The sequence below is a fragment of the Thermocrispum sp. genome, from assembly GCF_002919275.1.
Taxonomy (GTDB): domain Bacteria; phylum Actinomycetota; class Actinomycetes; order Mycobacteriales; family Pseudonocardiaceae; genus Thermocrispum; species Thermocrispum agreste.
In genome coordinates, this window is record NZ_PKFA01000055.1 from 1 (window position 1) to 23,357 (window position 23,357).

Below are 23,357 nucleotides of genomic sequence, written 5' to 3' on the forward strand. Positions count from 1 at the left end.
GCCCCGGGCCCGTACGGCGCCGGCCCGGCCCAGGGCCGTCCCGCAGGCCCGCCGCCGCAGCAGCGTCCGCCCGCTCCACCACGCCGCCGCGTCGTGGACTTCGACGACGACGAGGAAGAAGGTTTCGGCTCGGTCTTCGAGCGCTGAGCCCGAGCCCAGCCAGGCCGGGCCGGTTCCGGGTACCGAGCCGACGCCGCCGACAACCAGGCGCGTAGCGGCTCACTTACCCTGCTCGGCCGGCTTGCTCGTGCCGTGATCGGCGCCGGGAGGTGAGCGCTTCACCAGGGCGCAAGCCACGGGACGTACCTGACACGGCACCCGGCTGCCACCGCATTCGCCATGCACGGATACCAGGGGTTGCTCCTTCTCGGCGGCTACGCCGCGGCTGTGGCCTGCCTGTCGCTCGGTGTTCGATGGCAGGACAGGGCCGCCGCTCACCAGGACCCGCGCCGGCGCACGTGGGCCCGTTTCTCCTACGCCGCCGCCGGCCTGCTCGCGTCGGCCACGACCTACTACTGGTTCTCTCTGGCGTGGAACCCGGTGGTGCTTGCGCTCCTGGTCGGCGGCGGTTCGGCGCTGCTGGCGTGGTGGATCTGGTGGCGGGGCTTCGCCCAGCTCCGCTGGATGGACCGGCTGGCCGCGGGCGGCCGCGCGCAGTACTTCCACGGACGGTTGCACGACCGGCCGGCCTTCGGCCTGCTGCCCGGCGCGGGACGCGCCCGCCAGCCGGACGACCCGGGCGCCGGCTTCGAGGCGGCGATCTCCCTCCGCACGCAGGGCATGGACGTCCTGGGCGTGCAGTACCTGCACCTGCAGCCACCTGCCGACCAGGTGGAACCGTGGCGCGGGACGCTGGCCAAGCTCTCCGACCTCGACGGCACGTTCGCCATGGTGCAGGTGCGCACCCCGGAGATCCCCACGCTGATCATCCGTCCCCGCAGCGGCCAAGAGCGGCACGAGTCGCACGGCACGGACGCCGGCCCGATCAACCCGCTGGACGACGCCCGCTACACCCGCAACATGACCGGGGCCATCCGGCCGAGCAAGGCCACCGAAACCGTGGCCTTCGACGGCGAGTTCGGCAAGTGGTTCGAGGTGCAGGCGGCGGACCCGCAGCTGGCGGCGCGGGCGCTGACCCCGCAGGTGCGGCGGGCCCTGCTGGCCGACCCCTGGTTCCGCCTCGGTGACGTGGTGTTCAGCGACGGCGTGGTGTGGACGACGCGCTGGGGCAGGCTGACCGAAACCCGGCTGTTCGACGCTTCCCGCAGGCTCACCGCGCTCGCCGCACTGCTGCCCTCCGGCATCTGGGCGGACGACACGTTCGCCACCGCACTGCGTGCCGCGGACACCTCGGCGGAGGGATGGGGCAGCGACACCGCACGACGCCCACATCGCCGAACGCTGGTGGACGCCGTCAACGAGCGCCGGACGATCGCCCTCCGCACCCCGGTCAGCGCGGGTGGTCTCGTGACGCGCCTGATCCTGGCCCTTGCCATCGCGGGTCTGGGCGGGTACATGGCCACCGACGCGATCTTCGGCTGGTCCGAGCCCGCGCAGGCGGCCCGTGACACCCTCGACGCCATCGCGTTGGCGGTGTTCGGCGCGGGTATGGTGCTGCTCGCCTACCTGATGGTGCGGCCGCTCTACGCCACCAGGAGAGCCGCGGCCGCGCCACGTCGTTCCAGCCGAGCCTGATCCGCGCTTCGCCGGAAAATTCCGGGAACCACCCTTCGCGCCTGTTCCGTCACAGACAGCGAACAGGCGAAGATCATGATGAGGGGATCGTCCATGGGGTCCGGAGTCAAGGTCGACATACCGGCATTGCAGACCTATGCGAAGAATCTCAGCTACTACACCAGCGAGGCGGACAAATTCGGCGCGCTGATCGACCAGGCCGACGTCAGCAACGAGGCGTGGGGAATCATCGGCTCCCATTACAAGGAGCAATACACCAGCAAGCTGGCCGAGTTGCGTGATCTGCTCGGCGTGATGAAAGAGGGCGTGGAAGCGCTGGCCGACAAGATCACCACGGCCGCCAAGGTCTACCAGGGCATGGAGGACGACACGTCGATGACGTTCGGCCGGTTCGAGGCCAAGATCGACGGTCCGCGCGAAGGGGGCAAGCGGTGACCGAGACGAAGAGCATCGCGGACTCGCTGGACGTCCGGCCGCACGACGAGGGCCTGAAGGCCAGCGCGGAACGCGCGCTTCTCCGGGTACCGTTCGCGGGCGACGCCTACAAGCTGGTCAGGGACATCAAGCAGGACCTTGGTGAGGTCGACGGGCTCAGCGACCTGGATCAGGCGGCCAAGTCCATGGCGGCCAACGGCGCGAAGTTCGTCACCGGGTGTCTCGCCGATGCCGTGTTCTTCTGCATGGACCCGATCGGCAATCTGATTCTCGCCGGGCTGGACATTCTGCTGGAGCTGGTCCAGCCATTGCAGGACGCATTGCACTACGTGTCCGGCGACGGGCCGAGCCTCAGCAAGGCGGCGGACAATTTCGCCACCATCGCCAAGGGATTCGTCGAGCTGTCGAACGACTTCGACGACACCGCCGACAAGGCGTTGAAGGACTGGCAGGAGGATGCCGGCAACGCCGCGCGGAAAGCGATCGCGGAATTCTCCAGGGGCATCGCGGGGCTCGGTTCCGTCGCGGGCTCCATCTCCGAGGTACTCAAGACCTGGGGAATCATCATGAAGGTAACCGAGGAGGTCATCAAGGCGATCATCACCGAGGTGGTGGCGTGGCTGATCACCATCTGGCTGCCCGCGCTGGCCACCTCGGTGATCACCTGTGGCGCCTCGGTCGCCGCGGCGACCGCCGCATCGGCGCACCGGGTGGCGGCCGCCCTGACCAGGATCGGCCGCTACCTGTGGATGCTGGGCAGGCTGCTGGACGAGCTGGGCCGGTTCCTGGTCACCTGCACCGAGAAGCTGCTGAAGCTGGCCGAGCAGTTCCGCATCGGCAAGCTGGTCAAGGCGGGTGAACGGACGATCCCGCTGATCGGCTCCAAGGCGACGCACGACATGTTCCAGGTCAGCAACCGGGTGCTGACCACGATGGGCGGCCGCCTGACCAACGGCGTCAAGGAGAAGTTCGGCTTCATGGTCTCCAAGGAGAGCCTGCAGGCCCTCGGCAAGGGGGCGGGCGTCAAGTCCGGAATCGGCACCAGCAAGGCGCTGTACCAGGAGGGCAAGGACGCCTACCAGGACACGCGCAGCCACGAGCAGACGTGCGACAAGAGCGTGAAAGAACCGGCGTTCGACAAGAGCAAGATCGGCGGTGACCGGGATCCCGCCCAGGTCCGCAGAGACCTGCAGATGTGACCGACCGCAACAGCGGACGTCCGTCCCGGCACAAGCGCCGCGGGAGCGCATGAGTTCCCACCACGGGGCCGTAGCCGTCACCTTCGGCGGCTACGGCCCCGCCGTGTCCGATCGAGTCTCGGAAAAATCGTTCAAAACCTTCCTCGCCGTCGGGGTCGTCCCGGACAATATCTGCGCGAAAGCCACGGCGACGGGGGCACTACATGGGCTCTGACATCAACGTCAACACACCGGAACTGCGCACGTACGCGAAGAACCTCAGCTACTACACCAGCGAAGCGGACAAGTTCGGCGCGCTGATCGACCAGGCGGACGTCACCAACGAGGCGTGGGGCATCATCGGCTCCCACTTCAAGCACCAGTACACCGACCGGCTGGCCGAGTTGCGTGACCTGCTCGCCGAGATGAAGGAAGGCGTGGAAACGCTGGCCGACAAGATCACCGCGGCCGCCAACGTCTACGACAGCAACGAAGAGGCCAGCGTCATCCAGTTCGGCAAGCACGAGGCCACCATCGACGGCACGGCGGACGATCCGAAGGGCGAGGAGGGTACGCGGTGACCGAGAAGAAGAGCATCGCGGACGCCTTGGACGTCCAGCCGCACGACGAGGGTCTGCAGGCCAGTGCGGACCGTGCGGTCTCCCGGATACCGGTGGTGGGCAAGGCCTACGACCTGGCCAAGAACACCGCGCAGGACCTCGGTGAGATCGACGAGGTCAGCGACCTCGGGCAAGCGGCCAAGTCGATGGCCCTCAACGGCGCCAAGTTCGTCGGCGGCGCATACGCCGACGCCTTGTTCTTCACCATGGACCCGATCGGCAGCCTGGTGGCCGCCGGGCTGGACATGCTGCTGGAGCTCGTCCAGCCGCTGCAGGACATGCTGCACTACGTCTCCGGCGACGGTCCGAGCCTCAGCAAGGCCTCGGACAACTTCGCCACCATCGCCAGCGGATTCGTCGAGCTGGGCGAGGACTTCCACCGCACCGGCCAGCAGGGGCTGCAGAGCTGGGACGGGGAGCCCGGCGAGGCGGCCAAGAACGCGGTGACGGATTTCAGCCGGGGCATCAAGGGCATCGGCTCGGCCGCAGGCGCCGTGTCCGAGGTGCTGCAGACCTGGTCGATCATCATGACGGTGATCGAGGAGGTCATCAAGGCCATCATCTCCGAGCTGGTGTCCTGGCTGATCACCATCTGGCTGCCCGCGCTGGCCTCCTCGGTGATCAGCTTCGGCAGCTCGGTCGCCGCGGCCATGACCGCCACCGTCGGCAAGGTGGCGTCGGTGTTCGCCAAGATCTCCCGCTACCTCGGCAAGCTGGGCAAGCTGCTGGACGAGCTGGGCCAGTTCCTGGTCAAGCTGAACGGCCGACTGGTGCAGCTGGCCGAGAAGTTCCGCCTCGGCAAGACCGTCGCGGCAGGCAGCAGGCGGATCCCGCTGATCGGGTCGAAGGCCGCGCACGACATGTTCGTCCCCAGCAGGCGGGTGGCGACCACGCTGGCGAGCACGCTGGCCGGCACGGTCGATGGCAGGGCGGGACTGATGATGTCCAAGGAGGCCCTGACCACGCTGGCGACCGGAGCGGGCATCAAAGCAGGCATCGGCGCGGCCAAGGGCGGTTACCGGCAGGGTGTCAAGGAGCCTTTCGAGGACTGGAAGGAAGACCGGGAGCCGATGTACGACAAGAGCGAGATCGGCGGCGACCGGAGCACCGCGGAGACCCGTGAGGACCTGCAAATGTGATCAAACAGGTGAGAAATCGCCGGAATCGGGGGCGGCCGCCCGGCGGAGAGCGCTATAAGGGAGCGCATGAAGTTCTCACCGTTGGACGTGGCCATCATCTTCGGTGGCTACGGCCTGGCCGTGCTGTTGCTCTTCGTCGCCACGCGGACCAAGGACACGGCGCGGCGGCTCCTGGTCAGCGCGGCGGGGTTGGCCGCCTCCACGGCCACCGTGTGCATGCTGACGTACGGCACGTTCAGCGGCCCGTGGATGTGGGCGTGGGGTGCGGTGCCGGTCGTCATCGCCGCGTGGTTCTGGCTGCGGAAGTACCAGCAGTCCTCCTGGGCCGACCGGCTGGCGGGCAAGACCGGGCGGATCTTCACCGCAGACATGCCGGGCCGGCCCAGCTTCGGCGTGCTGGCCGGGCCCGGCCGGGCCGTCGGTCATGACGACCCTTCCGGTGGCTTCGACTTCGCGGTGGAGTTCGACTTCAACGGTCAGCGGGTGCTCGGCATGCAGTACCGCGACCGTGTCGCGGCGCCCGCTCGGGGGGTCTTCGACCAGACCAGGACCGGGCAAGTCGTCGAGGCGATCGACGCCACGCACAGCCTGGTGCAGCTGGCCTGCCCGCCGACCCCGGCGTTGCTGATCAAGGCACGGGCGCTCCCCGAGCAGCGGGGCGCCGGCGGCACGGCCAAGGCCTCGATCTTCGAGGACTACCAGCTGGCCAGGAACACCATCGGCGCGTTGCTGCCGAGCGCCCGGTTGACGCCCGTGGCCGAGGGGTGGGAGCCGGAGTTCGCCGCGCAGTTCGCCGTGGAAGCCGAGAACGAGGCGTTCGCGCGTGCCGTACTGACTCCCGAAGTGCAGCGCCTGATGGTGGCGGATCCGTGGTTCCGCATCCGGTTCGTGGCCATGCACCGCGGAGCGCTGTGGACCAACGACAACGGCTCGCTGTCCGAGTGGACGGTGCTCAGCAACGCCGCCCACCTCGTGCGGCTCGCCGCCGCCATCCCCGCACACACCTGGCGCACGGTCTTCCCCGGGTACCAGGTGGAACAGTTCATCGGCAGGCTGCACGCGCAGGGACCAGCGGCGTGGCAGCTGCCCCGCCGCAGTCTCGTCGCCCGGGTGAACGAGCGCCGGATGGCCGCAGGCCGGGTACCGCTCAGCCCCACCAAGCTGGTGGCACGCATCGGCCTGGTGGCGGGCCTGGTGGCGCTGGCCGTCCTCCCCGTCGTCGCGGCGAGCGTCTCCAGCGCCGATTCGGGCGAGGAGACCGCAAGTCTTGGGTCGATGGCCATCTTTTCCGCCGTGATCGCGATCGTCCTGGTCAAGGTCACGTTCTTCCCCAGCCGCAAGCCGAGCATGTTCCAGCGGCTCATGCAGGACAGTTCCCACCGGACGGCCCGGCCATCGTGAGCCCCGGTGGGCGCGTCATGCCGATCGAGCGGGTTCTTCCTCGCGGCCGGCGCGCAGCTGACGGCGATAAGCCGCGGGAGAGACACCGATCTGGCGCTTGAACGCGTTGCTGAACGCACTTTCCGAGGCGTAGCCCAGCCGCGTGGCCAGCGAGCCGATCCGCGTCTCGTCGTCGGCCAGCGCACGCTGCGCCAGCATCATGCGCCACTTGCTCAGATACGTCAGCGGCGGCATCCCGGCGACACGCCGGAAGCGCTCGGCGAACGAAGCGCGGGACATGGCGCACGCCCTCGCCAGCTCGGCGAGCCCCCACGCCCGTCCCGGCTCCCGGTGCATCATGGTGACCGCCGGCCTCAGCCGCTCGTCGGCCAGCAGCCGGAGCCACCCCGCAGGCGGTTGTTCCGCCTGCTCCAGGTACGCCCGCAGCATCTCCAGCAACAGCAGCTGACCGTATTGCCGGACGGCGAACGCGGACCCGAGCCGCTGGCCGGCCAGCTCCTCGAACAACCGGCGCACCGTGATGCGCAGCCCCTCCCCGCCGGGCGCGGACGCCCGCACGTGCGAAAACGGCGGCAGGGCCTGGCGAAGCAGCGCGGCACCAGACTCGTCGACGTCGATGCGCCCTCCCACGTAGACGTCGTCGTGCCGCAGATCGGCGCCGATCAGTGCCGACGGCGGGAAGTCCAGCTGCGGCTCGACCCGCCGCGGCGTCTCGTCCAGCGGCCCGCCACGCAGCTCCACCCAGCCGCGCTCGTTGAAGATGCCGACGTCGCCCTCCTGCAGCTCGACCGGCTCGGGCACGCCGTCGGCGGTGAGCCTGGCCCGCCCGGACAGCATCACGAAGAACTTCAGCGCATGCGGAATCGGGCCGCTGGCCACCCACGCCCCGCGGGCGATCACCGCGCCGGAGAACACCCCCTCGACCTCGACGAGGGAGAACACCTCGGACAGCTGATCGCCGGACATGGCCATACTCTCGCGCAACAAATCCGGACGCGCAAATATTCACAGTCCACAAGGCGGGCGAAACCATGAAGGCATGACCGACACGATCGCTCGCCAGAAGCCACTCGGAACGCCGTTCACGGCCGCGTCGACCGTCGACGACGTGCTGGCAGGCATCGACCTGACCGGCCGGCACGTGGTCATCACCGGCGGCCACAGCGGTCTCGGCAAGGAGATGACCAGGGCACTGAGCAGCGCCGGAGCGGACGTCACCGTGCTGGCCAGGGATCCCGGCCGGGCCGCGGCCGCGCTCGACGGGGTCGCGACCGTCGAGACGTACCGGGTCGACCTGGTCGATCCGGCGTCGATCGACGCGTTCGTGCGGCACTATCTCGGGTCCGGGCGGCCGCTGCACATCCTGATCAACTCGGCCGGGGTCATGGCGGGCCCACTGCGACGCGACGCACGGGGCTACGAGTACCACTTCGCCGCCAATCACCTGGGCCATTTCCAACTCACCACCGGTCTCTACCCCGCCATGCGCGCGGCGGGCGAGGCACGGGTGGTGACGTTGACCTCCGGGGCGCATCGGGTCACCGACATCATCTGGGACGACCCGAACTTCCACCGCACCCCGTACGACGGGCATGTGGCCTACGGGCAGTCGAAGACGGCCAACGTGCTGTTCAGCGTCGAGCTGGACCGCCGGTGGTCGGCCGACGGCATCCGCGGATACGCGGTGCATCCGGGGATCATCCTGGCCACCAACCTGGGGCCTGCGCGCGAGCCCGGCGCTCCCCCGCAGTACGACGACCGCTGGTACGAGATGATCCGCGCGATGGGCGCGGCCGACGCCGACGGGAATCCGGTCATCGACCCCGGACGGGGGTTGAAGACGCCCGCGCAGGGAGCCAGCACCGCCGTGTTCGCCGCCACCAGCCCGTTGCTCGACGGCATCGGCGGGGTCTACCTCAAGGACAACGACATCACGCCGGTCGACGACTCCCCGCTGCCCGGCCGGATCGACGGGCCGCCGTCCACGGACGTGGCGCCACACGCCATCGACCCCGATTCGGCCAAGCGGTTGTGGGAGCTGAGCGAACGGCTCATACGCGCCTGACGCCGCAACCGCGGGTGCGAGGCGGCATTCCGGGCACGTGGCGCGACCGTCGCGCCGCGGCCGCGGTCACGGCCGCCGCTTCGGGCGCAGCGGTCGCGGCGCGAGACGCCGGACGCGGGGGTCAGGGAGCGACCCGTTCGATCCGCCACTCGTCGTCACGCCGCACGTAGCGGAGCCGGTCGTGCAGCCGGTCCTCCCGGCCCTGCCAGAACTCCACCACGTCCGGCTTGATCCGCCAGCCACCCCAGTGCGGCGGCGGCGGAACCTCCTCCACGTCGGCGAACCTGCGCTCGACGGCACGCAGGGCGTTCTCCAGTGCGCGGCGGTCCGGAACGATGCCCGACTGCGGGGACGCCCACGCGCCCAGCTGGGACCCGCGCGGCCGGGACGCCCAGTACTTGGCCGTCTCGGCGGCCGACACCTTCTCCACGCTGCCCCTGATGTGCACCTGCCGGTGCAGCGGGTACCACGGGAACGTCGCCGAGGCGTACCTGGTGCTTTCCAGCTCGTGGCTCTTGGCGGAGGTGTAGTTCGTGTAGAACGACACCCCCCGGCTGTCCAGTCCCTTGCACAGCACGGTGCGTGACGACGGCCGCCCCTCCGGGTCCGCGGTCGCCAGCACCATCGCGTTCGGCTCGGCCACGCCGGCCCGGATGGCCTCGTCCAGCCACCGCTGCAGTTGCTCAGTCCACGTCGGAGCCAGATCGGACTCGTTGAGGGCCTCGCCTTCGTAGGAGACCCGCATCCCCGGCAGGGCAACGGCGATGTCGGGTACTTCGCCGTGATCTGTGGTGGTCTGGGACATGCTGCAGCGCCTCCGGATCTTGCGGAGCGGACAGGTCCCAACAGACGTTAAAGCGTGCGCAGACGGAAAGGGAAGTCCCCGGACAGCCACTGGAGCTCGAGCACCGCCGGGACCATTATCGATAGCAGCACGACGTGACAAATCACACGACCGCACGTCGACCACACCAACCGACCCAGCCTTCGCCCGCCGCGCCGGCACCACCGCCGCGAAGCGCATCGTCCGCCGGGCCGGTACGGCGAGAAGGGCTGGGCCATGACCTCCGACAGGGCATCCGACACGACCACCGACGCCGGCGGCTTCGTCCCCGGCCTGGAAGGGGTCGTCGCGTTCCGCACCGAGATCGCCGAACCGGACCGGGACGGCGGCGCCCTGCGCTACCGCGGAGTGGACATCGAAGACCTCACGGGCCGGGTCACCTTCGGCGACGTCTGGGCGCTGCTGGTGGACGGGGAGTTCGGCCGCGGCCTCCCGCCCGCCGAGCCTTTTCCCATCCCGGTGCACACCGGCAACGTCCGGGTCGACGTACAGGCCGGGCTGGCGATGCTGGCTCCGGTGATGGGGTACCGGCCGCTGCTGGACATCACCGACGAGGAGGCCCGCCGGAACCTGGCCCAGGCGGCTGTCATGGCGTTGTCCTACGTCGCGCAGTCCGCGCGTGGCATCCACCAGCCCGCGGTCCCGCAGGAACGCATCGACCAGTGCTCCACCATCACCGAGCGGTTCATGACGCGGTGGCGGGGCGAGCCGGACCCTGCCCACGTGCGGGCGATCGACGCGTACTGGGTGTCGGCCGCCGAGCACGGGATGAACGCCTCGACCTTCACCGCCCGCGTCATCGCCTCCACCGGCGCGGACGTGGCGGCCGCTCTCTCCGGCGCCATCGGGGCCATGTCCGGCCCACTGCACGGCGGCGCACCCGCGCGGGTGCTGCCGATGCTCGAGGAGGTCGAACGCACCGGTGACGCCCGCGGCCTGATCACACGCCTGCTGGACCGCAAGGAACGCGTGATGGGCTTCGGTCACCGGGTGTACCGGGCCGAGGACCCGCGGGCCAGGGTGCTGCGGCGTACCGCGCGCAGCCTGCGCGCCCCCAGGTACGAGGCGGCCGCGGAGCTGGAGCGGGCGGCACTGGCCGAACTGCGCGAACGTCGCCCGGACCGGGCGATCGAGACCAACGTGGAGTTCTGGGCGGCGGTGGTGCTGGACTTCGCGGACGTACCGCCGCACATGATGCCCGCCATGTTCACCTGCGCCCGCACCGCCGGCTGGTGCGCGCACATCCTCGAGCAGAAGCGCACCGGGCGGTTGGTCCGTCCGTCGGCCGACTACGTCGGACCGGGCCCACGTGGCCCCGAGGAGGTCGACGGCTGGGAGACCGTCACCCCCATCGGCCGGGGCCCTGAGCATTCTTGAGCGCAGCGCGGCTGCTGTCGCAGACGTGCCGGTGGCACAACTGAGCGTGCGCTGGGCGTCCGTCCCGTTCCGGACCGCTGGCCGGGCACTACCAGCGACGTCGATCCGGCGTCGGGCCGCCTCCAGCCGAGCTGCCCGATGCGCGTCCCGTCCGGTCCTTTGTGGTCAGCGGCAACATTGGGCACCCAGCCCGCGACCTGATTGCAGAATGTCACGCATGCTTCCCACCACCGAGTACGCGCTGCTGTCGAGGCTCGCCACGGAACAGGTCCGTGGCCGCGCGCCGTCCCTCGTGGCGGGCGTGGTTCGCGACGGTGAGCTCGTCTGGTCGGCCGCGCGCGGCTTCGTCGACGGATCGCCTCCGGACAACGACACCCAGTACCGCATCGGCTCGATCACCAAGACGCTGATCGCGGTGCTCGTCATGCGGTTGCGCGACGAGGGCAAGCTGGCGCTGGACGACCCGATCGGCGCCCACCTCGGCCAGTCGCCGTTCGGCCACCTGACCGTGGCGCAGCTGCTCTCGCACACCGGCGGGCTGACGTCCGAGGCGCCCGGGTCGTGGTGGGAACGCAGCCCGGGCGGCGACTGGGCGGAGCTGGCCGCCGGACTCACCCCCGAGCAGCTGAAACTGCGGGCCGGCAAGCAGTTCCACTACTCCAACGTCGGCTACGGGGTGCTCGGCGAGCTGGTCGGCAGGCTCCGCGGCAGCTCGTGGCTGGAGGCACTGAAGGCGGAGGTGCTCGACCCGCTCGGCATGACCCGGACCACCCCGCACCCGGACGACCACGCGGCGCAAGGCTGGGCCGTGCACCCGTTCGCCGACGTGGTGCTGCCCGAGCCCGCACCGGACACCGGCGCCATGGCGCCCGCCGGGCAGCTGTGGTCGACCGTGCACGACCTGTCCCGGCTGACCTCGCTGATCAGCGGGCACACCTCCGGCGTGCTCTCGGCGGACACGGTGGCGGAGATGCGCGCCGTCGCCACGGTGGAGGACGGCGCGCAGTGGCTGTCCGGCTACGGTCTCGGGCTCCAGCTGGCCCGCCGCGACGGGCGCGCCTACGCCGGGCACACCGGGTCCATGCCCGGCTTCGTGGCCTGCACGATGGTGGACACCGAGTCCGGCACCGGCGCGCTGGCCATGGCGAACACCACCTCCGGCGTGCCGATCCTGGCGTTCACGCTCGACCTGATCGCGCTGGCCGACCAGCACGAACCGCCGCTGCCGCAGCCGTGGCAGCCCGCCGAGGTGGACACCGCGCTGCTGGAGCTGACCGGCCTGTGGCACTGGGGCCCGACGCCGCACCACCTGCGGATCCTGCCGAACGGCTGGCTGTACCTGGCCCCGGTGGGCGACGGCGGGCGGCGGTCGCGCTTCCGGCCCACCGGGCCGGACGAGTGGGTGGGCCTGGACGGCTACTACGCGGGCGAGACGCTGCGGGTGGGCCGCGACGCGGACGGCAAGCCGCGGTACCTGGACCTGGCGACGTTCATCTTCACCCGCACCCCGTACGACCCGGAAGCGCCGGTGCCCGGCGGCGTGGATCCGAAAGGGTGGCGCTGACCCGGCGGCAACCGGCACTGTCCCGCACCGCAGCAGGCGGCCCACTGGACGTTGCGCCCGGCCTGTGGCGGCCACCGACCCCCGGAAGCCGTACCCGCGCGGTCTCAACGCGCTGGCCACCCTCCGTGGCGGCCACCGGCCCGCGGAAAACGTGCGCAATCCAGCGTCGTCTCCCACATGCTGGACGCCCGGTGTGACGTTGTGGCCTCGGTGTCCCGGCGTCGTGCGGCCACGACTACCGTGAGCAGCATGAGCGAGCTGCAGATCCCGTCAGACCTCAAGCCATCCGACGGCCGCTTCGGCTGCGGGCCGTCCAAGGTGCGGCCGGAGCAGTTGGCGAACCTGGCCTCCGCCGGGGCCAAGGTGATGGGCACGTCCCACCGTCAGAAGCCGGTCAAGTCCCTGGTCGGCAGTGTCCGCAGCGGTCTGCGCGAGCTGTTCTCGCTGCCCGACGACTACGAGGTGGTGCTGGGCAACGGCGGCTCGACGGCGTTCTGGGACGCGGCCGCGTTCGGCTTGGTCCGCGAACGGGCGCAGCACTTCGCCTACGGGGAGTTCTCCACCAAGTTCGCCAAGGTCACCAACGGCGCGCCGTTCCTGGCCGACTCGATCGTGGTCAGCGCCGAGCCGGGCACCGCGCCGGAGTTCCGCTACGCCGAAGGTGCCGACCTGGTGGCGTGGGCGCAGAACGAGACCTCGACCGGGGTGGCCGTGCCGGTGCAGCGACCGGAAGGCAGCGAGGGTGCACTGGTGGCCATCGATGCCACGTCCGGGGCGGGCGGCCTGCCGGTGGACATCACCCAGGCCGACGCCTACTACTTCGCCCCGCAGAAGTCCTTCGCCTCCGACGGCGGGCTGTGGGTGGCGATCCTCTCCCCCGCCGCCATCGAACGCATCGAGGAGATCGGCAATTCGGGCCGGTGGGTGCCGGAGTTCTTGTCGCTGACCACCGCGCTGGACAACTCGCGCAAGGACCAGACCTACAACACCCCCGCGGTGGCCACGTTGTTCCTGCTGGACGACCAGATCCGCTGGATGCTGGACAACGGCGGCCTGGAGTGGACCACCAAGCGCACCGCCGACTCGGCGAACCGGCTGTACACGTGGGCGGAGAAGACCTCCTACACCACGCCGTTCGTCGCCGACCCGGCGCTGCGGTCGCAGGTGGTGGGCACCATCGACTTCACCGACGAGGTGGATGCCGCCGCGGTGGCCGCCACGCTGCGCAGCAACGGCATCGTGGACGTGGAGCCGTACCGCAAGCTGGGCCGCAACCAGCTGCGCATCGGTATGTTCCCGGCCGTCGAGCCGGACGACGTCTCCGCGCTCACCGCGTGCGTGGACTGGGTCGTCGAGCGGCTCGGCTGACCTCGGCCTGACGTTTTCGCCGCATCAGCGATCGCCGGACCTGGCACCCAGGTCCGGCGTTTCACTTGTTTCGGACTTTTCGGGCAAAAGGATCGCCCGATTGCGTGATCGACTCCACCAACCTGTGGGCGCGTCGGCGAGTCTCGCCCGTCAAGCCGCCACGCCGAACTACGGTTGACACCCAGACAGGTGACGTCGTGGGAGGCGGGATACATGCGAGCACTGCGGATCGTCGGACTGCACGAGGACGGCAAGTCCGTCGTGCTCGTTGACTCCGCAGGCGAGAAGTACTCGGTCCCCGTGGACGAACGACTGCGCGCGGCAGCTCGGGGCGACCTCAGTCGGCTCGGTCAGGTGCAAATCAGTTTGGAGAGCCAGATGCGCCCACGCGAAATCCAGGCCCGCATCCGTGCCGGCGAGACGGTCGAGCAGGTCGCCGCCGCGGCAGGCATGCCGGAGCACCGGGTCGAACGCTTCGCCTACCCGGTCCTGCTGGAGCGATCCCGGATGGCCGAGCTGGCCCAGCAGGCCCACCCGATGCGGGAAGACGGCCCGGACGTGCAGACGCTGGGCGACGTCGTGGCGCACGCATTCGCGGTGCGCGGCCAGGACTACAGCAGCGCGGAGTGGGACGCCTGGCGCGGCGAGGACGGCAAGTGGGTGGTCTGCCTGCGGTGGAAGGCGGGCCGCTCGGACAACCGGGCGCACTGGTCCTACTCGCCGGGGGCGCACGGCGGCACAGCCGTCGCGCTGGACGAGCCCGCCGAGGATCTGCTCGACCCGGAGGGCAGGTCGCGCGAGCTGCGCCCGGTGGTGGAGGAGACCGCCCCCGCGCCGCGCGAAGAGGACGTGCAGGGCACGCTGGAGGAGGCCTACCAGGAAACCCCGGCGCGGAGCGCGGAGCGCCACGCGCCGAACCGCGAGTCCGAGCCGGAGCAGAACGAGGACGACACCACCGAGATCCCCAAGGTCCCGGCTTCCAACAACCGGCGGAAGGGCCGGAAGAACCACCCGGTGGTCCCGGCGTGGGAGGACGTGCTGCTGGGGGTCAAGAGCCAGCGCGGCTGAACCGGTGTGCCTACGGCGGCCGGCCACGGCCCCGGCAACACCCTGGGCCGCTTGGCTGACCGCGGGGCGGCGTCCTGAGGTAGTTGGCTGACCGCGGGCCCGGCGGAGTCCCGATGCGCACCACTACACGGGTTTCAGCGGCTGGTGCGGTCCGGCGGGCAGCTCGATCGTGATCGCATCCCCGGGCCGGACGACGCCGCCGACGTCCACGGTGGCCATGACGCCCGCCTTGCGCACGATCTCGCCGTCGGCGTCGCGGTACATCACCGCCTTGAGCATGCCGCGCTGGAAATCGTCGATCTGCGAGCACGGATTCCGCAGCCCGGTCACCGTGACCACCACTTCGTCGCCGAGACGCAACCGGGTACCGGTGGGCAGCCCGAGCAGGTCGACGCCGCGCGTGGTGACGTTCTCGCCGAGGTCACCTGCTTTGACGCTGAACCCTTGGGCGTTCAGCTCGTCGTGCAGCTCGGCGTGGATGAGGTGGACCTGCCGCAGGTTGGGCTGGGTCGGATCGCGCCGCACGCGTGACCGGTGCTTGACCGTGGTGCCGCGGTGGGCGTCACCCGCCACGCCTTCGCCGGCGATCACGGTGATCTCCGGCTGATTCTGCTTGCTGAACGAATGGGTCGGGCTGGAGCTGACCGCGGTGACCACAGGGCGCATGGGGCCAGTCTGCCGGATCAGTCGAGCTGAGCCAGCAGCTTTTCGGGGGCTACGCAGCGATACGCATCACGCACGATCTCCGCGATCTCGTCCCAGTCCTGCGGCACGTCCAGGTAGACCCCCAACCAGCCGCGATGGCCGACGTACGGCGGACGGAAGAAGCGCTGCGGGTCGCTGCCGACGAGCGCTTCCTGCGCCCCGGGCGGCGCGGCACACCAGAAACCGAGCCGGTCGTCGTGGTGGTGGTCGGCATAGGTGACGAACATCTTCCGGTCCCGCACGAACCAGGCAGGTTCGCCATGGCTGACCCGCTCGGTCGTCTCCGGCAGGGCCAGGCACAGCGCGCGCAGGCGCGGGAGCGGGTCATCGGGCATGGCGACCAGGCTAGAACACCACGATCAGCACGCCCAGCCAGGAAATGGCCAGTCCCCCGGCGGCACCGAAGCACACCCAGCGCATGGTCGGCACGTTCCGCCCCAGCCACAGCGACGGTGCCATGCCCCCGCTGACGATCGACGCGGCGAGCAACGCCGCCCAGCCGGCGACCGCCTCGGCGATGGTCGTGGTCAACGCCAGCATGCCGACCAGCACCACCGCGCCGATCATCACCGACACCGTCAGGCCCGGCCCCCACGGCGTGGGCTCTCCGGGCGAGCGCCGGAACCACCGGGTTCCCTCGTCGGGCCGTGGCACCCGTCGTACCGGTTCCCGGGGAACGACGACCACGGTCGAGCCGGTGACCGGGTCGACGTAACGCACCGGGCGGCGCAGTTCGGCGGCCACCCGGCCGGCGAGCTGATGACCACGGCGGCTGACCACCCCGACGGTTTCGGTGTCGGATCCGTCGTCGCGCCGCGTCGCCCGGATGGCCGTGGCGACCCTGGCCCACTCGTGCAGCGCCGCCGCCAGCTCGTCGTTCAGCGGGAATTCCTCGGGCGCCAGGCCGGCGGCATGCCGCCCGTCGACGAGCACCGCGCGGTCGCCCCGGACACGCAATTCCACGATCGTCGGCGCGCGGCGGTCCTCGGCGGTCATCGTTGGCCGAGCCTAGCTCGTTCGGCCATCTCGTAGCAGGCGATCGCGCCGGCCACCGCGACGTTCAGCGAGTCCACGTGCTCGGCGATCGGGATACGGACCGCGACGTCGGCCACCGACAGCACGTCCTCGCTGAGCCCGTGCCCTTCCGATCCGAGGAACAGGATCGCCCGCTCGACGGACCGGGCGAAGTCCCGGACCGGCACGGCACCCGGCCGGGGCGTCAGTGCCGCGATGGTGAAACCCACCGCACGCAGCTTGCTGGCCGCCGCTCCGATGTCGTCCACCCGCGCGAACGGCACATGCAGCACGTGCCCCATCGACACCCGGACGCTGCGCCGATACAGCGGATCCGGGCAGCCGGGACCGACCAGCACACCGTCCACCCCGAAGGCGGCGGCATTGCGGAACAACGAGCCGATGTTCTCGTGGTCGTTGACGCCTTCCAAGCCGAGCAGCACCCGTCCGGACAGCAGTCGTTCCCAGCTCACCGGGGCGGCCCGGTCGGCGACCGCCAGCACCCCGCGGTTGAGGTGGAACCCGATCACGGCGTCCATGACCTCCGCGGACGTGACGTAGACCGGTACGTCGAGCGCGGCCAGCCGCGCCGCCAGATCGTCGACGCGCGGGCGGATGCCCAGCACCGAGCGCACCGGATACGGCGAGTCCAGCAGCCGCTGCACGGCGTTGGTGCCCTCGGCGATCACCAGACCGCGGCCGCCGGGCCGATCCGGGCGGCGGTCGGCACGTTTGAGGTCGCGGTAGTCGTCCAACCGTGGGTCGGCGGGATCGCCCACGTCCACGAACACAGCCACGTGGCTGAGTCTGCCGCAGCGCCCGGTCCCCGGCGCACCAGGTCGACGACCAGGCACGATCGCGGAGCGTCAAGTCCGCCTCACCCGTTGTACCGGTTTGGCCGCTAGCCGCTGCGGCAATTCCCGTGTCACCGTTACAGGCCGGGGTTCGCACGAGAGCCACAAGACGAACGGGGCGGGGAGCGCACAGCATGACCGACGATGGGCTGGCGAGCGCGAGCTCGTCGGATCGCGCTCGCTATCGGCGCAAGGTGCAACGGTGCCTGGACACCCTGGCGCAGATGCTGGCCGAAGGCAGTTTCGTCGCCCAGCCGCCACGCATCGGACTGGAGATCGAGCTGAATCTGATCGACGAGCAGATGCGCCCGTCGATGACCAACGCGGAAGTGCTCGAGTCGCTGGACGACCCGTCGTTCACCACCGAGCTGGGCAGGCACAACCTGGAGCTGAACGTGCCGCCCCGCAGGCTGGACGGCGAATCGCTGTTCGAGCTCGACCTGGAACTGCGCACGTTCTTGTCCGACGCGGACACCAAAGCGGGCGAATGGGGGTCCCGGCTGGCGCTCATCGGCATCCTGCCCACGCTGGGCGCCGAGCACTTCGAGGCCAAATGGCTGACCGCCAATCCGCGCTATCTGACGCTCAACGACAAGATCCTCGCCGAGCGCGGTGAGCACACGCTGCTGACCATGGACGGGGTGGCGCTGCCCGGCCGCCAGCCCGAGCGGCTGCGCGCGTACTCCGACACCATCCTGCCCGAGGCCGCCTGCACGTCGATGCAGCTGCACCTGCAGGTCAGCCCGGACAAGTTCGCCGCGTACTGGAACGCCGCCCAGTGCCTGGCCGGGGTGCAGCTGGCCGTGGCGGCCAACTCCCCGTTCCTGCTGGCCAAGGCGCTGTGGCACGAGACGAGGATCCCGCTGTTCGAGCAGTCCACCGACACCCGCCCCGAGGAGCTGAAGAACCAGGGCGTGCGGCCGCGGGTGTGGTTCGGCGAGCGGTGGATCAACTCGATCTACGACCTGTTCGAGGAGAACGTCCGCTACTTCCCCGGGCTGCTCACCGACACCGACCCGGAGGATCCGCTGGACACGCTGGCGTCCGGGCGCACGCCGAAACTGACCGAGCTGCGCATGCACAACGGCACGGTGTGGCGGTGGAACCGCCCGGTCTACGACGTGGTGGACGACCAGCCGCACCTGCGAGTGGAGAACCGCGTGCTGCCCGCCGGGCCGACGGTGGCCGACATGGTGGCGAACGCGGCGTTCTTCTACGGCGCGCAGCGTGCGCTGGCCGAGGCCGAGCGCCCGGTGTGGACGGCGATGTCCTTCCAGGCCGCCGAGGACAACATGCACCGTGGGGCGCGGTTCGGCATGGACGCCGAGCTGTACTGGCCCGGCCTCGGCTGCGTGCCGCCGGACGAGCTGGTGCTTCGTGAGCTGCTGCCGCTGGCCGCCGAGGGGCTGGCTGCCGCCAACGTGGATGCCACGGTCGCCGACCGCTACCTGGGCATCATCGAGCAGCGCTGCCTGACCAGGCGCAACGGCGCCGCGTGGCAGCGTGCGACGGTGGACAAGCTGGAGCGGGCGGGCATGGACCGTGAGCACGCGTTGCGCGCCATGCTGGCCGACTACGTCGGCTTGATGCACGGTGGCGATCCGGTGCACGAGTGGCCGGTGTAGGCCTCCGGACGATCGGGTTTCGTCGCGGGTGCAGGCGGCCGGGGCGCACGCTGACCGGTGTGCGCCCCGGCCCGGGTTCACGCGCGCCGGCTGCATCGCGTGGTTGACTTGCCCGCCGGGTGGGTACGAAGTGGTCGTGACCACACCGCGTTGACCTCCACCATGGTGGAAGTTGCATCGTGGCTGGTAGCTCTTGATCACCCGGTTCGACCGGGGTAGTGATCCGGACTAGGTTGAATAGCGGAATTCCCACCCGTGTGAATTGAGGGAGCACAGATGGCGCTCTACGAGCTTCCCGATCTCGACTACGACTACGGCGCACTCGAGCCGCACATCTCCGGCGAGATCAACGAACTGCACCACAGCAAGCACCACGCGACCTACGTCAAGGGCGCGAACGACACGATGGAGAAGCTGGCCGCGGCCCGCGACGCGGGTGACTACGGGGCGATCGTCGGCCTGGAGACCACGCTGGCGTTCAACCTGGCCGGGCACGCCAACCACGTGGTGTGGTGGAAGATCCTGTCGCCGGAGGGCGGTGACAAGCCGACCGGTGAGCTGGCAGCCGCCATCGACGAGAGCTTCGGTTCGTTCGACAAGTTCCAGGCGCACTACAACGCGGTGGCCACCACGATCCAGGGCAACGGGTGGGCTGCGCTGTCCTGGGACCCGCTGGCCAAGCGGCTGGTCATTCAGCAGCTGCGCGACCACCACAACAACATGGCGCTGCCCACCACGCCGATCCTGATGACCGACGTGTGGGAGCACGCGTTCTACCTGCAGTACAAGAACGTCAAGGCGGACTACGTCAAGGCGTTGTGGAACGTCTACAACTGGGCGGAGATCGCCAAGCGGTTCGAGAACGCCGTCAACGGCGGCAACGGCCTGCTCGGCTGACGCCACCCGTGCTTTCCCGGCCCGGTCCGGCCATGTGCCGGACCGGGCCGTCACGGCAAACGGGGTGTTCATCGGCGAACGGACGGTTCACCGCGGGTGCGGCGGGCAGGAGGAGCCAGGCCTGACCAGCGCACCGACCGCACACCAGACGACGGCAGTGACTGTGCGCGCCGACCGCAGAGTGGCAGTCGCATCGCGACCGGGTGGCAGCACGCTGATCCGGGACACGCGACGACTGCGGGGAACGGCCACCCACCTTGCCACGGCAAGCCGACCCGACACGCGCCCGGCCCGACCACGGAACGCCAGACGCTGCCGGACCACCGCGACGACCTCGACGACCTCGGTGACCCGCGACCAGCCGGATCACGCCAATGGCCGCACACCGCCCGGCACGGCCCGGCTCAGGCCCCTGGGCACCCCCCCCCCGCCACCGCCCACCGCGACACCGACCCAGTGCCCGCAGGCCCACGAACCTTCGTAACCAGCCACAGCACCGCACCACAACAAGCCAGCCCGGCATTCGCCCACCCCGGCCCCAAGCGACGCCAGGCACCACCACGCCACACCACCCCGACCCCGACGACCTCAGCGACCAGCCGGATCATCCGCGCATCACCAGCAGCCCGATCGACAGGTGATGTGGCCCGACACCACCGACGGCATCGGCCGGACGCCGCCCGACATCACATTGATCGACAGGCCTGCCGGAGTATCCTGACGACGCGACGAGGCCCCGTGGCGCGTCCTCCGCCACGGGGCCTTCGTGCGTTCCCGAACTGACTGCCGCTCCCACCACGAAGCGACGCGACTGAGGTTAGCCTAACCTCACCTGCTGTGCAACACGGGGTCCGGATCGTGGGCGCGAACACGCTACTGTTCAGCCATTCGCTGGATCAGTTCCGCCGCCTGGTCGAGGATCTGGCGCTCCTGCGGAGTGAGCTTGGCCAGCTGCTCGTCCAGCCACGCTTCCCTTGCGGTGATGGTCGCCTTGACGTAGTCCACGCCGTGGCGGCTCAGCTCGACGATCGCTTGCCTGCCGTCGGTGGGATGGGCCCGGCGCTCGACGTAGCCCATCTTCTCCAGCGCCGCGATCACCCTGGTCATCGACGGCGGCTGCACCCCTTCCTTGGCCGCCAACTGCCCCGGCGTCATCGGCCCGCACTTGTGCAGCGTCGACATCGCCGACAGCTGCGTCAGGGTGACGTCGGTCGGCGGGTTCTGCGCCCGCAAGCGGCGGTTGAGCCGGACGACGGCCAGCCGCAACCGGGCGGCCAGCCCACGATCACTGGTCCGCGGCACGGTGTCCATTCCGCCAGCCTACCGAGTCGGCACCGCCATGACGCAGGTCGGGAGCGGGATCCGGCAGGCAGCACGGTGCCGGCGGCGGACCGGGACGGGCGTGGGTAGGCTTCGGTCATGACCACCGACCGGAACCCGGATGGCGCCGCCACCGCGGACGGTCGGCGCACCCCACCCGACCTGCCCAAGAGCTTGGTGGACCTGCGGCCGCCGCTGCTCGTCGGGACCGGGGCATGGGCCGTCGCCCTCGGCGTCTCGCTGGTGCTTCGCTACGCGTTCGACGCCGACGTCGGCATCTGGCCACAGACCTCGCTGGCCGGGCTCGTCCTCGGATTCGTCGGGATGGGCGTCGTTTCCTGGCAGCGCTGGGCCTCCCGGCGCGGATCGCGCGGGGCTCAGCGCGGGCTCTGACCGCGGTCGTCCGCGTTCGACCCGAGCGGCACCACGTCCAGCTGGGTGTCGTCGTAGACCAGCTCGGCCACCGGCACCCCGGAACTACGCTGCACCTTGATCTCGGAATGCGCGCCGCAGCCGTACTCGACATGCACGACCCGGCCGTCCGCGGGCGAGTACTCGTTGCAGCACGCGCCGAAGGCCGCCCGCAGCGCGCCCGACAGCGGGTAGTAGAACCCGCAGGTGCCACAGGTCTCCCGCACGCTGCGTGCCATGTCCGACCGCGGGCCGAACTCACCGGAACGCCAGCGCTTCGCGGCCCGCATCCTGCCCTCGAAGGACAGCACCCGCACCCGGCCGAGCCCGACCTCGCGCGCCACCTCCTCGACGGCAGGATCGTCGCTGTGCAGGTAGCCGGGAACCAGCCGCTCGTCGTTCGGGTCGGCGGGCAGCAGGTCGCCGACCCCCAGGTCGCCCGGCCGCACCCGCTGCTCCCACGGCACCCACGGCTTGGCCACCAGCGCGTCCGGGCCGGGGCGCAGCACCGCCTCGCTCACCGTGACCGGGAAGCCCTCCCCGGCCGACGCCAGCGTGATCTCCCAGCGCCAACCGCGGTAACCGGGCACGTGCGCCTCGAAGCGGTACGTCACCGCCGCAGCGTCCTCGACCACCTGGTCCACGTAGTCGCCGACCGCGGATTCGTCGTAGCCGCGGTCCGCCGCTTCCTCACGGGCGACGGCGCGGGCGGTCTCGACCGCGTCCAGCAGCTCCGGTGCCGGCCGTGGTGGTGCCTCGGTCGCGCTGGTCATGGGCTCGAGAATAGACGTCGGGGAATCTGGCAGGCTGGGCCGGTGCACCGCGGACGTCGTCTCCTCCGGCTGGACCTGCTCGGCGCCGGACGCCGCCTGCTCCGGCGCGCTCGCGGACGGCGGGACGGGCGCGGCGGGCTCGCTCGGCGCACGGTGCCGCTCAAGCTGCTGCTCTCGCGGCTGACCGCCGTCGTCGGCTGCATGGCCGTGCTCGCCTGCGAACCGGGCGATCCGGGCACGGAGGGTGCTCGGGACGCGCTCGTCGCGCAACAACCGCCCGAGCGCCTGCGCGTACAGGTCCTTGAAACGCTTCGCCATGATCGGAACGCTTTCACACAGGGGTTCGAGATCGCGCGCGGGACACTGTACGAGGGCACCGGCCGGGTCGGCCAGTCGTACGTGCGTGCGATCGATCTGACCACGGGCAAGGAGCTGCGCCGGATCATGCTCCCTTCCCCGATGTTCGGCGAAGGGATCACCGTCACCGACACGGACCTGTGGCAGCTTACCTGGCAGGACGGAGTCGCTTTCCGCCGCGATCCCCGCACGCTCGAGGAGCGCGAGCGGGTTCGCTACTCCGGCGAAGGCTGGGGACTGTGCCACCAGCCGGAAGCCGAACGGCTGGTGATGAGCGACGGCACCGACGTGCTCACCTTCCGTGACCCGCGGACGTTCGCCGAGATCGGCCGGGTGCGGATCCGCTCCGGCGGCATGCCGGTGGACGACCTCAACGAGCTGGAGTGCGTCGACGACGTGGTCTACGCCAACGTCTGGCAGACCGACACGATCCTGCGCATCGACCCCGACGCGGGCGTCGTCACCGGCGAGATCGACGCATCCGGCCTGCTGAAGCCGCACGAGCGGGCGCACGCCGACGTGCTCAACGGCATCGCCGCCATTCCCGGCACGGACGCCTTCTTCATCACCGGGAAGCTGTGGCCGAAGACGTTCCGCGTGCGCTTCGTCCCCGCCGGGTGACCACGGTCCGCAGTGCGTGGGCGCAC

The 23,357-nt window shown here is 70.3% G+C and carries 23 protein-coding genes; 15 read left to right on the forward strand and 8 right to left on the reverse strand.

All coding sequences use genetic code 11. From position 1 onward, the window contains the following. The first annotated feature begins 339 nt into the window (after positions 1-339). The 6 genes from CXP56_RS13375 (at position 340) to CXP56_RS13400 (ending at position 6,468) form a co-directional block, all read left to right on the forward strand. Complete coding sequence (locus CXP56_RS13375) at positions 340-1,695, forward strand: hypothetical protein (protein ID WP_286901308.1); 1,356 nt, start codon at positions 340-342, stop codon at positions 1,693-1,695. A gap of 93 nt (positions 1,696-1,788) precedes the next feature. Then, a complete protein-coding gene (locus CXP56_RS13380) occupies positions 1,789-2,130 on the forward strand; it encodes a type VII secretion target (RefSeq protein ID WP_028848706.1) in 342 nt (113 codons plus the stop codon). Then, positions 2,127-3,329 carry a hypothetical protein gene (locus CXP56_RS13385; RefSeq protein WP_028848705.1) on the forward strand — a complete coding sequence of 401 codons (1,203 nt, stop codon included), beginning with the start codon at positions 2,127-2,129 and terminating at the stop codon, positions 3,327-3,329. Before CXP56_RS13380 ends, CXP56_RS13385 begins: the two co-directional genes overlap by 4 nt. A gap of 203 nt (positions 3,330-3,532) precedes the next feature. After that, positions 3,533-3,889 carry a type VII secretion target gene (locus tag CXP56_RS13390; protein WP_051310394.1) on the forward strand — a complete coding sequence of 119 codons (357 nt, stop codon included), beginning with the start codon at positions 3,533-3,535 and terminating at the stop codon, positions 3,887-3,889. After that, complete coding sequence (locus tag CXP56_RS13395) at positions 3,886-5,067, forward strand: hypothetical protein (protein ID WP_028848704.1); 1,182 nt, start codon at positions 3,886-3,888, stop codon at positions 5,065-5,067. Before CXP56_RS13390 ends, CXP56_RS13395 begins: the two co-directional genes overlap by 4 nt. 66 nt (positions 5,068-5,133) lie before the next feature. Beyond that, positions 5,134-6,468: a hypothetical protein gene (locus tag CXP56_RS13400; protein WP_286901310.1), complete on the forward strand. Its 1,335-nt coding sequence runs from the start codon at positions 5,134-5,136 to the stop codon at positions 6,466-6,468. 15 nt (positions 6,469-6,483) lie between these two features. Here CXP56_RS13400 and CXP56_RS13405 read toward each other — a convergent pair whose 3' ends face one another. Beyond that, positions 6,484-7,434 carry an AraC family transcriptional regulator gene (locus CXP56_RS13405; protein ID WP_038045807.1) on the reverse strand — a complete coding sequence of 317 codons (951 nt, stop codon included), beginning with the start codon at positions 7,432-7,434 and terminating at the stop codon, positions 6,484-6,486. 73 nt (positions 7,435-7,507) lie between these two features. Between CXP56_RS13405 and CXP56_RS13410 the strand changes: the two genes are divergently transcribed. Further along, on the forward strand, positions 7,508-8,533 hold the full coding sequence (locus tag CXP56_RS13410; RefSeq protein WP_286901312.1) for an SDR family NAD(P)-dependent oxidoreductase: 1,026 nt from the start codon (positions 7,508-7,510) through the stop codon (positions 8,531-8,533). A 121-nt stretch (positions 8,534-8,654) separates the two neighbouring features. Here the strand turns inward: CXP56_RS13410 and pdxH are convergent, their stop codons facing one another. Beyond that, a complete protein-coding gene (gene pdxH, locus CXP56_RS13415; protein WP_286901314.1) occupies positions 8,655-9,338 on the reverse strand; it encodes a pyridoxamine 5'-phosphate oxidase in 684 nt (227 codons plus the stop codon). A 255-nt stretch (positions 9,339-9,593) separates the two neighbouring features. Here pdxH and CXP56_RS13420 point away from each other — a divergent pair, with 255 nt between their 5' ends. The 4 genes from CXP56_RS13420 (at position 9,594) to sepH (ending at position 14,754) form a co-directional block, all read left to right on the forward strand. After that, complete coding sequence (locus tag CXP56_RS13420; protein ID WP_286901316.1) at positions 9,594-10,754, forward strand: citrate synthase 2; 1,161 nt, start codon at positions 9,594-9,596, stop codon at positions 10,752-10,754. A 217-nt stretch (positions 10,755-10,971) separates the two neighbouring features. Then, positions 10,972-12,318 (forward strand): serine hydrolase domain-containing protein, encoded by a 1,347-nt coding sequence (locus CXP56_RS13425; protein ID WP_286901317.1) that lies wholly within the window; start codon positions 10,972-10,974, stop codon positions 12,316-12,318. A gap of 249 nt (positions 12,319-12,567) precedes the next feature. Then, a complete protein-coding gene (serC, locus tag CXP56_RS13430) occupies positions 12,568-13,686 on the forward strand; it encodes a phosphoserine transaminase (RefSeq protein ID WP_425426139.1) in 1,119 nt (372 codons plus the stop codon). Between the two features lie 213 nt (positions 13,687-13,899). Continuing rightward, positions 13,900-14,754, forward strand: a complete 855-nt coding sequence (gene sepH, locus CXP56_RS13435) for a septation protein SepH (protein ID WP_028848696.1) — start codon at positions 13,900-13,902, stop codon at positions 14,752-14,754. A gap of 123 nt (positions 14,755-14,877) precedes the next feature. Here the strand turns inward: sepH and CXP56_RS13440 are convergent, their stop codons facing one another. From CXP56_RS13440 to CXP56_RS13455, 4 genes are read right to left on the reverse strand one after another with little or no spacing between them, the layout of a single operon-like run. Next, positions 14,878-15,420 (reverse strand): MOSC domain-containing protein, encoded by a 543-nt coding sequence (locus tag CXP56_RS13440; protein ID WP_028848695.1) that lies wholly within the window; start codon positions 15,418-15,420, stop codon positions 14,878-14,880. Between the two features lie 17 nt (positions 15,421-15,437). Beyond that, a complete protein-coding gene (locus CXP56_RS13445) occupies positions 15,438-15,794 on the reverse strand; it encodes an MmcQ/YjbR family DNA-binding protein (protein WP_028848694.1) in 357 nt (118 codons plus the stop codon). Between the two features lie 10 nt (positions 15,795-15,804). Next, a complete protein-coding gene (locus CXP56_RS13450) occupies positions 15,805-16,422 on the reverse strand; it encodes a DUF2537 domain-containing protein (protein ID WP_028848693.1) in 618 nt (205 codons plus the stop codon). A gap of 29 nt (positions 16,423-16,451) precedes the next feature. After that, on the reverse strand, positions 16,452-17,270 hold the full coding sequence (locus CXP56_RS13455) for a TrmH family RNA methyltransferase (RefSeq protein WP_286901318.1): 819 nt from the start codon (positions 17,268-17,270) through the stop codon (positions 16,452-16,454). Positions 17,271-17,461: 191 nt separating this feature from the next. Here CXP56_RS13455 and CXP56_RS13460 point away from each other — a divergent pair, with 191 nt between their 5' ends. Further along, positions 17,462-18,952, forward strand: coding sequence for a glutamate-cysteine ligase family protein (locus tag CXP56_RS13460; protein ID WP_038045506.1), 1,491 nt, complete (start codon positions 17,462-17,464; stop codon positions 18,950-18,952). A 276-nt stretch (positions 18,953-19,228) separates the two neighbouring features. Beyond that, positions 19,229-19,849, forward strand: coding sequence for a superoxide dismutase (locus CXP56_RS13465; protein WP_028848690.1), 621 nt, complete (start codon positions 19,229-19,231; stop codon positions 19,847-19,849). A gap of 873 nt (positions 19,850-20,722) precedes the next feature. On the opposite strand, the gene CXP56_RS13470 is transcribed toward CXP56_RS13465, so the two are convergent. Next, entirely contained in the window at positions 20,723-21,160 is a 438-nt protein-coding gene (locus CXP56_RS13470; RefSeq protein WP_286901320.1) for a MarR family winged helix-turn-helix transcriptional regulator, read from the reverse strand. A gap of 108 nt (positions 21,161-21,268) precedes the next feature. Here CXP56_RS13470 and CXP56_RS13475 point away from each other — a divergent pair, with 108 nt between their 5' ends. After that, on the forward strand, positions 21,269-21,562 hold the full coding sequence (locus tag CXP56_RS13475; RefSeq protein WP_051310393.1) for a DUF2530 domain-containing protein: 294 nt from the start codon (positions 21,269-21,271) through the stop codon (positions 21,560-21,562). Here the strand turns inward: CXP56_RS13475 and CXP56_RS13480 are convergent. Then, complete coding sequence (locus CXP56_RS13480; RefSeq protein WP_353744558.1) at positions 21,547-22,671, reverse strand: DUF3027 domain-containing protein; 1,125 nt, start codon at positions 22,669-22,671, stop codon at positions 21,547-21,549. The genes CXP56_RS13475 and CXP56_RS13480 overlap by 16 nt on opposite strands. Here CXP56_RS13480 and CXP56_RS13485 point away from each other — a divergent pair. Beyond that, the gene (locus tag CXP56_RS13485; RefSeq protein WP_038045802.1) at positions 22,639-23,331 is read left to right on the forward strand and encodes a glutaminyl-peptide cyclotransferase; all 693 of its coding nucleotides are present in this window, start codon (positions 22,639-22,641) and stop codon (positions 23,329-23,331) included. The genes CXP56_RS13480 and CXP56_RS13485 overlap by 33 nt on opposite strands. Positions 23,332-23,357: the final 26 nt, after the last annotated feature.

Excerpts from the sequence above, each read along its gene's own strand:
- CXP56_RS13375 (WP_286901308.1), top strand. The coding sequence starts at position 340 with ATGCACGGATACCAGGGGTTGCTCCTTCTCGGCGGCTACGCCGCGGCT.
- CXP56_RS13390 (WP_051310394.1), top strand. The coding sequence starts at position 3,533 with ATGGGCTCTGACATCAACGTCAACACACCGGAACTGCGCACGTACGCG.
- CXP56_RS13425 (WP_286901317.1), top strand. The coding sequence starts at position 10,972 with ATGCTTCCCACCACCGAGTACGCGCTGCTGTCGAGGCTCGCCACGGAA.
- CXP56_RS13405 (WP_038045807.1), bottom strand. The coding sequence starts at position 7,434 with ATGTCCGGCGATCAGCTGTCCGAGGTGTTCTCCCTCGTCGAGGTCGAG.
- serC (WP_425426139.1), top strand. The coding sequence starts at position 12,568 with ATGAGCGAGCTGCAGATCCCGTCAGACCTCAAGCCATCCGACGGCCGC.
- CXP56_RS13440 (WP_028848695.1), bottom strand. The coding sequence starts at position 15,420 with ATGCGCCCTGTGGTCACCGCGGTCAGCTCCAGCCCGACCCATTCGTTC.
- pdxH (WP_286901314.1), bottom strand. The coding sequence starts at position 9,338 with ATGTCCCAGACCACCACAGATCACGGCGAAGTACCCGACATCGCCGTT.
- CXP56_RS13380 (WP_028848706.1), top strand. The coding sequence starts at position 1,789 with ATGGGGTCCGGAGTCAAGGTCGACATACCGGCATTGCAGACCTATGCG.
- CXP56_RS13400 (WP_286901310.1), top strand. The coding sequence starts at position 5,134 with ATGAAGTTCTCACCGTTGGACGTGGCCATCATCTTCGGTGGCTACGGC.
- CXP56_RS13410 (WP_286901312.1), top strand. The coding sequence starts at position 7,508 with ATGACCGACACGATCGCTCGCCAGAAGCCACTCGGAACGCCGTTCACG.
- CXP56_RS13445 (WP_028848694.1), bottom strand. The coding sequence starts at position 15,794 with ATGCCCGATGACCCGCTCCCGCGCCTGCGCGCGCTGTGCCTGGCCCTG.
- CXP56_RS13465 (WP_028848690.1), top strand. The coding sequence starts at position 19,229 with ATGGCGCTCTACGAGCTTCCCGATCTCGACTACGACTACGGCGCACTC.
- CXP56_RS13460 (WP_038045506.1), top strand. The coding sequence starts at position 17,462 with ATGACCGACGATGGGCTGGCGAGCGCGAGCTCGTCGGATCGCGCTCGC.
- CXP56_RS13475 (WP_051310393.1), top strand. The coding sequence starts at position 21,269 with ATGACCACCGACCGGAACCCGGATGGCGCCGCCACCGCGGACGGTCGG.
- sepH (WP_028848696.1), top strand. The coding sequence starts at position 13,900 with ATGCGAGCACTGCGGATCGTCGGACTGCACGAGGACGGCAAGTCCGTC.
- CXP56_RS13470 (WP_286901320.1), bottom strand. The coding sequence starts at position 21,160 with ATGGACACCGTGCCGCGGACCAGTGATCGTGGGCTGGCCGCCCGGTTG.
- CXP56_RS13420 (WP_286901316.1), top strand. The coding sequence starts at position 9,594 with ATGACCTCCGACAGGGCATCCGACACGACCACCGACGCCGGCGGCTTC.
- CXP56_RS13480 (WP_353744558.1), bottom strand. The coding sequence starts at position 22,671 with ATGGCGAAGCGTTTCAAGGACCTGTACGCGCAGGCGCTCGGGCGGTTG.